The sequence below is a fragment of the Lutibacter sp. genome, from assembly GCF_040883305.1.
GTDB lineage: Bacteria > Bacteroidota > Bacteroidia > Flavobacteriales > Flavobacteriaceae > Lutibacter.
The window spans coordinates 14,495-28,135 of the sequence record NZ_JBFLKT010000281.1 but is presented as its reverse complement, the minus strand read 5'-3'; the positions used below and the strand labels follow the sequence as shown (position 1 = coordinate 28,135).

Annotated in this window: 13 protein-coding genes; 5 read left to right on the top strand and 8 right to left on the bottom strand. The window is 29.6% G+C overall.

Annotated features, from left to right (window positions below; all coding sequences use genetic code 11):
* Positions 1-330 precede the first annotated feature (330 nt).
* Complete coding sequence (locus tag AB1Z17_RS08900) at positions 331-1,077, bottom strand: DUF4294 domain-containing protein (RefSeq protein WP_368051452.1); 747 nt, start codon at positions 1,075-1,077, stop codon at positions 331-333.
* 93 nt (positions 1,078-1,170) lie between these two features.
* Here AB1Z17_RS08900 and AB1Z17_RS08895 point away from each other — a divergent pair, with 93 nt between their 5' ends.
* The 3 genes from AB1Z17_RS08895 to AB1Z17_RS08885 are packed head-to-tail and all read left to right on the top strand — an operon-like array spanning position 1,171 to position 4,774.
* The gene (locus tag AB1Z17_RS08895) at positions 1,171-2,259 is read left to right on the top strand and encodes a M42 family metallopeptidase (protein ID WP_368051453.1); all 1,089 of its coding nucleotides are present in this window, start codon (positions 1,171-1,173) and stop codon (positions 2,257-2,259) included.
* Between the two features lie 50 nt (positions 2,260-2,309).
* Entirely contained in the window at positions 2,310-2,849 is a 540-nt protein-coding gene (locus AB1Z17_RS08890; RefSeq protein ID WP_368051451.1) for an NUDIX domain-containing protein, read from the top strand.
* 8 nt (positions 2,850-2,857) lie between these two features.
* Positions 2,858-4,774, top strand: a complete 1,917-nt coding sequence (locus AB1Z17_RS08885; protein WP_368051450.1) for a DUF294 nucleotidyltransferase-like domain-containing protein — start codon at positions 2,858-2,860, stop codon at positions 4,772-4,774.
* A gap of 71 nt (positions 4,775-4,845) precedes the next feature.
* Here AB1Z17_RS08885 and AB1Z17_RS08880 read toward each other — a convergent pair whose 3' ends face one another.
* The 7 genes from AB1Z17_RS08880 to AB1Z17_RS08850 all read right to left on the bottom strand — a co-directional run bounded on the left by AB1Z17_RS08880 (position 4,846) and on the right by AB1Z17_RS08850 (position 10,611).
* On the bottom strand, positions 4,846-5,103 hold the full coding sequence (locus AB1Z17_RS08880) for a hypothetical protein (RefSeq protein WP_240244320.1): 258 nt from the start codon (positions 5,101-5,103) through the stop codon (positions 4,846-4,848).
* A complete protein-coding gene (locus AB1Z17_RS08875; protein ID WP_368051449.1) occupies positions 5,084-5,398 on the bottom strand; it encodes a thioredoxin family protein in 315 nt (104 codons plus the stop codon). Before AB1Z17_RS08875 ends, AB1Z17_RS08880 begins: the two co-directional genes overlap by 20 nt.
* A gap of 12 nt (positions 5,399-5,410) precedes the next feature.
* Entirely contained in the window at positions 5,411-6,052 is a 642-nt protein-coding gene (locus AB1Z17_RS08870) for a peroxiredoxin (RefSeq protein ID WP_368051448.1), read from the bottom strand.
* Between the two features lie 146 nt (positions 6,053-6,198).
* Positions 6,199-7,362 (bottom strand): sigma-54-dependent transcriptional regulator, encoded by a 1,164-nt coding sequence (locus tag AB1Z17_RS08865; protein ID WP_368051447.1) that lies wholly within the window; start codon positions 7,360-7,362, stop codon positions 6,199-6,201.
* Between the two features lie 247 nt (positions 7,363-7,609).
* Positions 7,610-8,923, bottom strand: coding sequence for an ABC transporter permease (locus tag AB1Z17_RS08860; protein WP_368051446.1), 1,314 nt, complete (start codon positions 8,921-8,923; stop codon positions 7,610-7,612).
* Positions 8,916-9,845, bottom strand: a complete 930-nt coding sequence (locus tag AB1Z17_RS08855) for an ABC transporter ATP-binding protein (RefSeq protein ID WP_368051445.1) — start codon at positions 9,843-9,845, stop codon at positions 8,916-8,918. The genes AB1Z17_RS08860 and AB1Z17_RS08855 overlap by 8 nt, the downstream gene beginning before the upstream one ends.
* A 76-nt stretch (positions 9,846-9,921) precedes the next feature.
* Positions 9,922-10,611, bottom strand: a complete 690-nt coding sequence (locus AB1Z17_RS08850; RefSeq protein ID WP_368051444.1) for a hypothetical protein — start codon at positions 10,609-10,611, stop codon at positions 9,922-9,924.
* A 128-nt stretch (positions 10,612-10,739) separates the two neighbouring features.
* On the opposite strand from AB1Z17_RS08850, the gene AB1Z17_RS08845 reads away from it, so the two are divergent.
* Both AB1Z17_RS08845 and AB1Z17_RS08840 read left to right on the top strand, forming a co-directional pair.
* A complete protein-coding gene (locus tag AB1Z17_RS08845) occupies positions 10,740-11,192 on the top strand; it encodes a MarR family winged helix-turn-helix transcriptional regulator (protein ID WP_368051443.1) in 453 nt (150 codons plus the stop codon).
* A 13-nt stretch (positions 11,193-11,205) separates the two neighbouring features.
* The gene (locus tag AB1Z17_RS08840) at positions 11,206-13,605 is read left to right on the top strand and encodes a 3-hydroxyacyl-CoA dehydrogenase/enoyl-CoA hydratase family protein (RefSeq protein WP_368051442.1); all 2,400 of its coding nucleotides are present in this window, start codon (positions 11,206-11,208) and stop codon (positions 13,603-13,605) included.
* Positions 13,606-13,641 lie beyond the last annotated feature (36 nt).

The window sequence follows — 13,641 nt, the reverse complement described above, 5'->3', positions numbered from 1 at the left end:
CAACCATTAAATCGTTAGCGGCTGCAAATGTAAAACCCTTTTTTAAAACTGACAAATAATTTCTTGTTTTATTTCTTAAAGTTTTTCACACTATTTTTATGAACTTTTTGCTAAAAGAATTCCCTCTTTAGCGGCTGCAAATATAACATACAATCTTATTCCTAAACAAACTTTTTTAAATGTTTTTTTATACTTTTTTCAATTTAATTTTAGTAGGCTCTTTTTAAGCCTTTTAGTACTGTAAAAAAATAATGGAACTCACCATTAAAAAAACGGGGGTTACGAATATAACATGTTTTTTTGATTGAAACAATTAAAATTTTCAAGAATTTAATTCTTTTTTGCGGGAGGTTTAGGCAAAATAACATCTTTTGAACTCAATTCAATATAATTAAAATTAAGTTTTGACGGCTGTTGTATTAAAGTTCCGTCTACAAAAGCTCTTTGTAAAATGTCTTCAATTAGGTAATCTTCTTCAATTTTAATAGGATCATATTCTTCTTTTAAAGATAATTTAAAAAGGTTTGCCGTTGAATTGTACCAAAATGCTTTCCATCCGCTTCTTAAATCTTTAACTAGATCAAATGCTGTATTTCCAGTTTGTCTGTGAATTAATTTTATTAAAATTCTACCTTCGGTACGTGTTAACTTTTTTAATTGATCTGTAAATTCACCCTCTAAGTACTTTTGAATTCGTTTTGTGTAGATTCTTTTCTTTCTTTTTGATTTAATATTATCTACTCTTTCATTTAAAACTTCTAAACGTTCGGAAGCTAGTTTGGCGTAAGGATATGCTTTTAATGTTTTCTTTCTAAACCAATAATAGTATCTTCTATCGTAGTTTGTTTTAAATTTTAACTTCTTCAATAATAAAACTTCATCTAGTTCTATTAATAAGGTATCACCTTCAAATATAATATACTGTTCCGTTATAGGTATAGAGTCAACAACCTTTTGTTCTTGAGCAAAAAGAAAAGTAGTACTAAAGACTATAAGTAGGAAAATAAAATTTTTATTCACTTTTATCATAATTGTAAAACATACTATCAAAAATAATTCCAAAATTACAACTTTCATTTTTACTTTTTAGAATCTAAATCTTAAAATGATTGTTATAATTATTTGCATAGATAACATTTTAGTATCTTCGTTATCTAAAAATTTAAATTAATTATGCGTAAAAATATTTTAAACAAAAAATCTATTACTTTTTTAGAAAAGTATTTGAATAATGCATCACCAACCGGATATGAAAGCGAAGGTCAGAAAATTTGGATGGATTATTTAAAGCCATATGTGGATACTTTTATAACCGATAGCTATGGAACAGCAGTTGGTGTAATAAATCCAGATGCTAAATTTAAGGTTGTTATTGAAGGACATGCAGATGAAATTTCCTGGTATGTAAATTATATTACACCTGAAGGATTGATTTATGTAATAAGAAATGGAGGAAGTGATCACCAAATTGCGCCTTCTAAAATTGTAAACATTCATACTAAAAAAGGTATTGTAAAGGGTGTTTTTGGATGGCCTGCAATCCATACCCGTGAAGCTGGTAAAGAAGAAACTCCAAAATTAGACAATATTTTTATTGATGCTGGCTGTAAAACTAAAGAAGAAGTTGAAAAGTTAGGTGTTCATGTAGGTTGTGTTATTACGTATCCTGATGAGTTTTTCATTTTAAATAAAAATAACTTTGTTTGTAGAGCTTTAGATAATAGAATGGGTGGATTTATGATTGCTGAAGTAGCTCGCTTATTAAAGGAAAACAAAATAGAATTGCCTTTTGGATTGTACATTACCAATTCTGTTCAAGAAGAAATTGGTTTAAGAGGTGCAGAAATGATTACACATACAATTAAACCTGATGTTGCAATTATTACTGATGTTTGCCATGACACCACTACTCCAATGATTAATAAAATGAAAGAAGGAGAAACAAAATCTGGTGACGGACCTGTTATTAGTTATGCTCCGGCTGTGCAAAATAATTTAAGGGAACTAATTATTGAAACTGCTGAAACAAATAAAATTCCATTTCAAAGATTAGCTTCATCACGAGCAACTGGAACAGATACTGATGCATTTGCTTATAGTAATGGAGGGGTTCCTTCTGCATTAATAAGTTTAGCGTTGCTTTATATGCATACAACTGTAGAAATGGTACATAAAGATGATGTTGAAAATGTAATACGTTTAATTTACGAATCGTTATTAAAAATTGATCCAAAAAAAGGATTTAGTTATTTTAAATAAGTTTTTATTGAGGCTGTTTAAAACTAAGGTTTTAAACAGCCTTTATCATTATGGATGAATATATTGATATATTAAATGAAGTTGGTGAGCCAAACGGAACTACTTGTCTAAAGTCCGAAGCGCATAAAAAAGGATTTTTCCATGCAAGTGCTCATATTTGGATTTTCAATAACAAGAAAGAAGTTCTTATTCAAAAAAGAGCTTCAAACAAAGACACATTTCCAAACTTATGGGATGTTTCTGTTGCTGGACATATTTCTGCAGATGAAAAACCTATTATTTCAGCAATAAGAGAAGTTCAAGAAGAGATTGGATTGTCTATAAAACAGCACAACTTATATTATATAGGAACATCCAAAAAAAGAATTGAACATAATAAGGATTTAATAGATTATGAATTACACTATATATATATGTGTAAAATTAATTTTTATGTAAACTCATTAAAAATTCAAGAGGAAGAAGTTGCTGAAGTAAATTTGATTTCAATTCAAAATTTAATTAATTTAGTTCATTCAAATGAATCTAATTTTGTTCCGCATGGAAAATCCTATTTTAAAATGGTATTCGATGCTATAAAACAGTATTAATTTCCCTTATGAAAAATACCATTGCAGAACGTATTTTCGATTTTTTAAAAGACTTCCCTCCTTTTGATCTTTTAGAAAAAGACCAATTATTTAAAATTGCTTCAAATATTAAAGTAACTTATTTAGAAGAAAATACTTTTATTTTTAAACAGGAATCGCAACCTCACAAATGTTTTTATGTTGTGAAGGATGGAGCAATTGGTCTGTACAGAGCAGTGGATGAAGATCAAATTTTAGTAGATATTTGTGATGAAGGCGATTTATTTGGTTTACGACCAATTATACAAAACGATCACTATTTAATGAGCGCCAAAGCAAATGAAGAATCTATTATATATGCAATTCCCGTGGAAATATTACAAGAAATAATCAAAACAAATTCCAAAGCTCATAAATATATAATTGCAAGTTTCTCCTCAAATATTAAAACACCCTATGCAATTACCACAAACTCAAACTTATTTGCAAATATCGATTCTTTAGAAAAAACCAACACATTTTCCGAAGTTCAAACAGCACAATACAGTAAAAATCCTGTTACTTGTTTACCAACAGCAACAATAAAAGAGGCTGCCACTATTATGAGTTCTAAAAGAGTGGGCTCAATATTAATTGTTGAAGAAAAAAAACCTATTGGAATAATTACAGACAAAGATCTTCGATTAAAAATTGCAACAGGCTTCATTTCTATTGAAGAAAAAGTTGGAGAAATTATGTCGTCTCCTGTAATTACTTTTCCAGAAAAAATTACCATTGCCGAAGCTCAAATTGCAATGATAAAACATAAAATTACCCATTTATGTATTACCAAAGATGGAACGTCAAACTCCGAACTTATTGGGATTTTATCTGAACACGACATTGTAGTTTTACACGGAAACAATCCGTCGGTGTTAATTAAAGAGTTAAAACGAGCAAAAAATGTAGCTTCCTTAAAATATATTAGAGAAAAAGCTTCTGAAATACTCAAAGGTTATATTGAACAAAACATTCCAATTATATTTATTTCAAAAATTATTTCTGAAATAACCGATGCTATTACCATAAAAGCGATTGAACTTTCTTTGGATGAAATGGAGTTAAAACCTCCTGTAAAATTTGGCTGGTTAGCCCTAGGAAGTCAAGGAAGAAAAGAACAACTTTTAATAACAGACCAAGATAACGCATTGGTTTTTGAAGATGTTTCCAATGAAAATTATACTAAAACAAAAGCTTATTTTTTAAAACTTTCAAAAAAAATAACAGACAAACTACATATAATTGGATTTGAATACTGCCCAGCTGAAATGATGGCGAGCAATCCCGAATGGTGTTTATCCTTGTCCGAATGGAAAAATCAATTTAATAATTGGATTACTAAACCCTCAGAAAAATCGATTATGATGTGTACCATCTTTTTTGATTATAATTTAGTGTATGGCGATAAAGATTTGGTGACTAAAATGTCTAAAAGTATTTTTAAATCTATAAAATCTTATGAAATATTTCTAAATTTTTTAGGTAAAAACGCTTTAATAAATCCGCCACCTCTAGGTTTTTTCAGACAATTTTTAGTTGAAAGTGATGGCGCACATAAAGATCAGTTCGATTTAAAAAGCCGTGCATTAATGCCCTTAATAGATGCTGCCCGTTTACTTATATTGTCTCACAACATAAAAAATAAAAACAATACTATTGAACGATTTGAAAAATTAGCAAAATTAGAGCCTCAAAATAAAGATTTATACTTATCGTGTATCGATGCTTTTAAAATTTTATTGCGCTACAGAACCGAACAAGGTATAAAACATAACGATTCTGGTAGATTTATTGAATTGAATACTTTAAATAAATCTGAAAAATTAAAACTAAAAGGATGTTTTAAACCTATAAAAGATATTCAAGAATTGTTAAATATTCGATTTAATTTAGCTCAAATGATGTAATAATTGTATTCTAACAAAAAAATCCCGAGCAAAACTCGGGATTTAATCTTTTTTAGTAGTAGTAAATTATATTAAGAATCAATAGATCCTAAAACACGTTTCATAAACGTATTTAATGCTTCTTTTTTTGGCATTCCATCTTTCACCATTTTATCAACTTCAATTGCACCATAAAGATTAGAAATAATTTCACCAATAACATCTAACTCTTCATCTTTTAACGAAGGTACTTCTGTTAGAGCCTCCAAAGTTTCTATGGTTTCAATAACGTAATCTTGATCGTTTTCTTCGATAAAATTAGTTAGGTGTTTAATTACTGGTAACTTCATTTACTAAATCTTTTAAAATTTCAAATTTATTTGTCTGTACCTGATTTACAAAAGCTCCTGCTTTAAAAGTTGCAAACGTTGGTAAATTATCTACAGTTGCTAATTTACGCGTATTTGGAAATTTTTCTGCATCAGCAATTACAAAAACAGCATCTGGATTTTCAGTTGCCAATTTTTTAAACTTTGGTTTCATAATTCTACAATTACCGCACCAGGTTGCCGCATATTGAACAACTACAGTTTCATTATCAGCTACTATTTGCTCTAGACTATCTTCTGTTAATTCTTGAAACATAATTTATTATTTTTAATGTGAAGCTAAATAATCAGCAGTTCCCTTTGCATTAGGTGCCATTGCATCTTTACCTTCTTCCCAGTTTGCTGGACAAACTTCTCCTTTTTCTTGAACGTGAGTTAAAGCATCAATAAGACGCAAATATTCGTTAACATTTCTTCCTAAAGGCATATTGTTAATACTTTCGTGTTGTACCATACCATCTTCATCAATTAAATATGTAGCTCTATATGATACATTATCACCAACTACTTGAACCGTTCCAGTTGCTTCATCATAAGTTTCATCTGTAATGTCTAAAATACCTAAAATACTAGATAAATTACGATTACTATCAGCTAAAATTGGATATGTAACACCTTCAATACCTCCATTATCTTTTGGAGTATTTAACCATGCAAAGTGTACTTCTGGTGTGTCGCAAGAAGCTCCTATAACAATAGTGTTTCTTTTTTCAAACTCTGCTAATGCAGCTTGAAAAGCGTGTAATTCAGTGGGACAAACAAATGTAAAATCTTTTGGGTACCAAAATAAAAGTACTTTCTTTTTGTTATTTACTGCTTCTTCTAATACATTTAATTTGAATGTATCGCCCATATCATTCATTGCATCTACATTTAAATCTGGAAATTTTTTACCTACAGCTGTTGCCATTTTATTATTATTTTTAATTATTAATATTCTTTTTTTAACACTACAAATATACTGTCTAAATAGATAAAAAAATAAAAATCTTATGCTAATTATTTATATTAACATAAGATTTATTTATAATTAAAAAACGTTACTATAAGGTTTAACTATTTACTAGCAAAAAGCTTTACATCATTTTCTGATACTTCTTTTTCACCTAAAATAATAAGTCGTTCTACAACATTTCTAAGTTCTCTAATATTCCCAGTCCATTTATACTCTTGTAATAACTTTATAGCTTTATCCGAAAAAGATTTTACCGCAGTACCTTGTTCATTCGCAATTTGTTCTGCAAAAAAGTTAATTAATAAAGGAATATCCTCTTTTCTTTCACTTAAAGCAGGTACTTCAATTAAAATCACTGCTAATCTATGGTATAAATCTTCTCTAAATTTCCCTTCTGAAATTTCTTTTGTCAGGTTTTTATTTGTTGCTGCTATTACCCTTACATTTACTTTTATATCCTTGTCGCTTCCTACTCTTGAAATTTTATTTTCTTGTAAAGCTCTTAAAACTTTTGCTTGAGCAGACAAACTCATGTCTCCTATTTCATCTAAAAAAATGGTACCACCATTTGCAGCTTCAAATTTACCAGCTCTGTCTTTATTTGCACCTGTAAACGACCCCTTTACATGTCCAAATAATTCACTCTCTATTAATTCTGAAGGAATTGCAGCACAATTAACCTCGATCATTGGAGCTTTTGTTCTACCGCTTTTTTCGTGTATCCAGTGCGCTACTAACTCTTTACCTGTTCCATTTGGCCCTGTAATTAAAACTCTGGCATCTGTTGGAGCAACTTTTTCAATCATATTTTTTATATGAGATATAGCTTGACTATTTCCAATCATCTCATATTTTTTGCTCACTTTTTTCTTTAACAATTTATTTTCAACAATCAGTTCTTTTCTATCGAGTGCATTTCTAACAGTATTTAATAAACGGTTTAAATCTGGTGGTTTTGAGATATAATCAAAAGCTCCTAAACGCATTGTATTTACGGCAGTATCTAAATCTCCGTGACCAGAAATCATAACAATTGGAATTTCCGGTTTTATTTTTTTTGCTTTTTCTAACACCTCAACACCATCCATTTTTGGCATTTTTATATCACAAAGCACAAGGTCGTAATCAGATTTTGCTATCATTTCAATTCCCACCAAACCATCTTCAGCTTCTTCAACTTGATATGCTTCATTTTCTTCTGAAATAATTTTTTTTAATACTCTGCGAATTGCAGCTTCGTCTTCAATTATTAATATTTTCGACATTTCTGTTTTTTTAAATTAATTTTTAGTATCAAGTTGCTGGTATCTTGCATCAAGACTTCGCTTCCCAATGGGAAGAGAACTTATTTCGGAATAAAATTTAATATCCATTAATCATAAATTTCCAACTTTAAACTTTGTCCCTTTGAAACTATAATTTTATCTACAATAATGGCTTCGACTTCGCTCAGTCACCGTAAAATTTAAACCTTTGAACATTCCAACTTTTCAACCTTTTAACTAGTTCAAACTAATACTTCAACCATTTATACAATTCTTTATAAGTAGGTTTTTTTCCATACATTAAAATTCCAACTCTATAAATTTTTGCTGCAAACCAAACTATTAATATAAAAGTACCTATTAAAAGTAACATTGAAGTTATTATTTGCCACCAAGGCACACCAAAAGGTATTCGCATTAACATTACTATTGGTGATGTTAATGGAAATAATGAAAAAGCCAAAGCAATTGGACCATGTGGATTTTCTATTACTGAAAAACCAACATAAATTGCAATAATTAATGGAAGCATAACTGGCATCATAAATTGTTGCGTATCTGTTTCACTGTCCACAGCTGCGCCAATGGCTGCGTAAATTGAACTGTAAATTAAATATCCACCTATAAAATATATAATAAATGAAAAAAACATGGTTAAAATTGGCAAGTTTTTAATTTCCTGCAATGCTACTTGCAATTCACTTGCTGAAGATGTTTGCATTTGCTGCATCATTTCTGGATTCATTTGCCCCATTGCCGTTCCAGAATTTGTTGCCTCAATTCCAAACACATACGTTATAACGGTTAATAATAATCCTGCTGAAATTGCCCAAATTATAAATTGTAAAATACCTGCAAAAGCATTTCCTAATATTTTACCTAACATTAGCTGAAATGGTTTTACAGAAGAAATTATCACTTCAATTATTCTACTTGTTTTTTCTTCAATAACACTTCGCATTACCGATGTGCCATAAATTATAATAAACATAAAAATTAAGTACCCAAATCCACCACCAGCAATCATTCTTAAAACACTTCCTGTTTTTGAAGATTTTTCACCAGCAAAATTTTCAGTTGCAATAGTTACACTTGTTTCTGTAGCTTTAATTTTATCTAAATCAAAATTAAGTTGTTCAATTTTAAGGTTTCTAATCTTATTTTCTAATTTATTTTCTATACTACTTAGCAGGCTTAAACTTGGAGTGTCTTCAGAATAAAACTGGATTCCTTTTGAAAGATATTTTAAACTATCATTTTTAGGAATGTATAAAATTCCATAATAATTTCCTTCGGTTTGTTTTCTTGCTTCATCTATACCTAAGGCTGATAAATCTATATATTTTATTGAATTTGTGTCTGTAAATATTGGTGCCAGTAAATTAGATTCATCTACAAAGGAAACTGTTCTAACCTCTTCGCTATTTTGCTGGTTTAAAAAAACAATTAACAGAAAAAGCCCCACCATTAAAAGTGGACTTAAAATTGTCATTATTATGAACGATTTATTTTTAACTTTTGCTAAAAACTCTCTTTTTATTATTAATTTTAATTTATCCATTGTTTGCTACAGCTTTTAAAAATATATCGTTAGCACTTGGAATAATTTCAGTGAAATGTGTGATTTGTGCTTTATTATTCAGAAATTTAATTAAATCTTTTGAAGATTCCGTACTATTTAAATCAACTATTAAACGTACATCTTCATTGAATGAAATTTTATCTGAATTTGCAGTTGTAAATTTTGAATTTATTTCTTTTAACAGAAAATCTTTATTTTCACAAGAAAGTCCAATTTCAAACTGATTTGTTTTAAATTCCTCTTTAATGTCATTTAACTTACCATCTAAAATTTTCTTAGATTTATCAATTAGAGCAATATAATCGCATAATTCTTCAACAGATTCCATTCTATGTGTTGAAAAAATAATACTTGCGCCTTCATCTCGAAGTTTTAAAATTTCATCTTTAATTAAATTGGCATTTATAGGATCAAAACCACTAAAAGGTTCATCAAAAATCAATAATTTTGGAGTGTGCATAACAGTAACAATAAATTGTACTTTTTGCGCCATTCCTTTAGAAAGTTCCTGAATTTTTTTGTCCCACCAATCACCAATATCAAACTTTTCGAACCAATATTTTAATTTCTTTTTAGCATCTGCTTTAGATAAACCTTTAAGTTGCGCTAAATACAACGCTTGCTCACCAACTTTCATGCTTTTATACAAGCCTCGTTCTTCGGGTAAATATCCTATTTGGTGTACATGTTCTGGCTTTAGTAACTCACCATCTAAATAAATACTTCCTTTATCTTGTAGAGTTATTTGATTTATAATTCTAATAAGTGAGGTTTTTCCAGCTCCATTTGGACCTAACAATCCAAAAACACTTCCTTTAGGAACTGCAATAGAAACGTTGTCTAATGCCGTAAAATTTCCATAATTTTTACTCACATTTTCAACCGTTAAAATATTCTTCATTCTTTTTGTTATTGATTTTTAAAAAACGAAAGTAAATTTATTTTAATAAAGTAGGGTTAAACTTTTAATAAAATTATTATATTTTATCAATATATTTTTGCTGAATAAGTTTTAAAAATTCAATGGTAGCTTTTGGTTTTACAACACGCAACATTTCTGTAATTCCGCCATTGGTATAAAAAATACCTTTTGCTATATCGTAATTTTTATCAGACATGTTATTTTTTATTTCAAAAGTATAGGTTCTGAATTCCTCCCAAGTCATAAAATCTGGAATTTCCAAGTAAAAAACATCTTTCTCTTCATGAGACTGATAAATTCCTTCTTCTATTTCATCAATATTAAAAAATCTGTTGATTCTAATTAAAGCATCAACATCATGAAATTTTTCACTTCTAGCAAATTCGAAACCAGCATCCTGATAATATTGTTGAATTGTTCCAATTTCAGTATATCTATTTATACCTTTAATTCTTACCCCGTTTAATTTTCTTGAATTAATTGCAACTTCACATTTAGCTCCATCCAATTTTAAATCATATTTTTCATTAATTCTTCTGGTTGCTCTTAATATTTTTTCAAATGAATTCTGAGCCTTTGTTACAAAAATTATAGAAATTGGTTTATTTATATCCGTAAATCTGCTATAATATGATTCGAACGGGTCCGGAACATTAATTACAAATGTTTTTGGTATTTTGTTTTCATCAACAGTATCAATATTTTCTTGGATAATAACTTTTCCAATAAGTTCTTTTGTAGCCATAGTTTTGGGTTAACAATTAGTTGCTTAAACATATTCATTTTTTTTTTAATAACCAAACAAATAGTTATTCAAAACTATTTTTATCAAATTTATTATGCGTGCATAGTATTTTTTTATATATTTGGGAAATGCAAAAAGAACAAACCATAGATCATGCACTTAGGGCAACTTGGCAAGCCGTCGCAAAAATGTATAATGAACAAGCTTTAAAATTTGACAGTACAATGGCTATGGCATTTGTATTGTTGAATATTGATAAGGAAAATGGAACCCCTTCTACTTCTTTAGGACCTTTAATGGGAATGGAACCCACAAGTTTATCCCGTATTTTAAAAAATATGGAAGAAAAAGGTGCAATCTATAGAGAAAAAAACCCTGAAGACGGTCGTGGAGTTCTTATAAAATTAACAGATTTTGGACTAGAAAAAAGAAAAATTGCTAAACAATATGTTATTCAATTTAACGAATCTGTAAAAAATCAACTTACTGAACAACAAATTGAATGTTTTTTTGAAGTCACAAAAACCATAAACAAGTTAGTGACCGAAAAAGCAATTTTTGAAAACGCACATACTAAATAAAAAATTATAAAAAATGAAAAGACCAATTAGAAAAGTAGCAGTTATAGGTTCCGGAATTATGGGCTCTGGTATTGCTTGTCATTTTGCCAATATTGGTGTTGAAGTTTTGTTGCTCGATATTGTTCCTCGTGAATTAAACGATGCAGAAAAAGCAAAAGGATTAACACTTGAAAACAAAGCTGTTAGAAACCGATTGGTAAATGATAGTTTAAAGGCATCTTTAAAATCGAAGCCCTCACCTATTTACAATCAAAAATTTGCGAGTAGAATTTCTACTGGAAATTTAGATGATGATTTACATAAAATTAAAGATGTAGATTGGGTGATGGAAGTTGTTGTTGAGCGTTTAGATATTAAAAAAATAGTTTTTGAAAAAATTGAAAAATACCGCAAACCAGGAACTTTAATTACTTCAAACACTTCTGGGATTCCTATTCACCAAATGAATGAAGGCAGAAGTGATGATTTTCAAAAACATTTTGCGGTAACCCATTTTTTTAATCCACCACGTTATTTAAAATTGTTTGAAGTTGTTCCCGGACCAAATTGTTCTCAAGAAGTGACTGACTTTTTAATGATGTATGGTGAAAAATTCTTAGGAAAAACTTCGGTTCTAGCAAAAGATACTCCGGCTTTTATTGGAAACAGAGTTGGTATTTTCGGGATAATGAGTTTATTTCATCAAGTAAAAGAATTAAACTTAACTGTTGAAGAAGTTGATAAATTAACCGGACCAGTTATTGGACGACCAAAATCTGCAACTTTTAGAACTGTAGATGTTGTAGGTTTAGATACCTTAGTTCACGTAGCAAATGGTATTTATCAAAACTGCCCAGATGATGAGTCTCACGAACTATTTAAACTTCCAGAATTTATTGATAAAATGATGGAAAACAAATGGTTAGGCAGTAAAACTGGTCAAGGTTTTTACAAAAAAGTTGTTGAAGGTGGAAAAAAATCCATTCAAGCGTTAGATTTAGATTCCTTAGAGTATCGTCCAAGTAAAAGAGCAAAATTCGCAACTTTAGAACTAACTAAAACTATAGAAAAAGTTATTGATCGTTTCAAAGTTTTAGTAAAAGGAAAAGATAAAGCTGGTGAATTTTACAGAAAGAATTTTGCAGCGATGTTTGGCTATGTTCAAAATAGAATACCTGAAATTTCAGATGAATTGTACCGTTTAGACGATGCAATGAAAGCTGGTTTTGGTTGGGAACACGGACCTTTCCAAATATGGGATGCTATTGGTATAGAAAAAGGTATTGAATTAATGCAATCCGAAAATATTCCTGTTGCCAATTGGATAACCGAAATGGTTGCAAGTGGTAATAAATCATTTTATTCAGTAAAAGAAGGTGCAAAATATTATTATGATATTCCTTCAAAAAAACAAGCTAAAATTCCTGGTCAAGACAGTTTTATAATTCTTGATAATATTAGAGAGGCAAAAACTATCTGGTCAAATTCTGGAGCCTCTATTCAACATTTAGGTGATGGTGTTTTAAACGTAGAGTTTCAATCTAAAATGAATACACTAGGAGGGGAAGTTTTACAAGCCATTAATAAAGGTATAGATTTAGCAGAAACTGAATATGATGCAGTAATATTAGGAAATCAAGCTGCTAACTTTACTGTTGGCGCCAATTTAGCTATGGTATTTATGATGGCTGTTGAACAAGAATATGACGAATTAAATTTCTCAGTAAAATATTTCCAAGATACAGTAATGCGTCTTCGTTATTCTTCTTGTCCAACTCTTATTACACCACACGGATATACTTTTGGTGGTGGTTGTGAATTAAGTATGCACGCAGATAAAGTAATAGCTGCTGCTGAAACATATATTGGTTTGGTTGAGTTTGGAGTAGGAATTATTCCTGGAGGTGCTGGTTCTAAAGAAATGGCTTTAAGAGCTTCTGAAGGTGTTTTAAAAGATGACGTAAAACTAAATAAATTACGTGATTATTTTATTAATGTTGCAATGGCTAAAGTAGCAACTTCTGCGCACGAAGCATACGATTTAGGTTTCTTAAAAGAGCATAAAGATCTTGTAGTTGTTAATAAAGACAGACAAATTGCAACTGCAAAACGTCATGCTATTCAAATGCTTCAAGATGGCTATACGCAGCCTGTTCCAAAAGAAGTTTTGGTTTATGGACAGCAAGCATTAGGTATGTTTTTAGTTGGAACTGATAGTTTAGAAAAAGGGCATTATGCTTCTGAACACGACAAAAAAATTGCCAATAAATTAGGATATGTTATGGCTGGTGGAGATTTATCTGAACCAACTGTGGTTTCAGAACAATATTTATTAGATATTGAACGTGAAGCCTTTATGAGTTTAATGACCGAAAGAAAAACATTAGAACGTATTGAGCATATGTTAAAAACAGGTAAACCATTAAGGAATTAAGTTTGAAAGTTGAAAAGTTAAAAAGTCTAAAGTTTA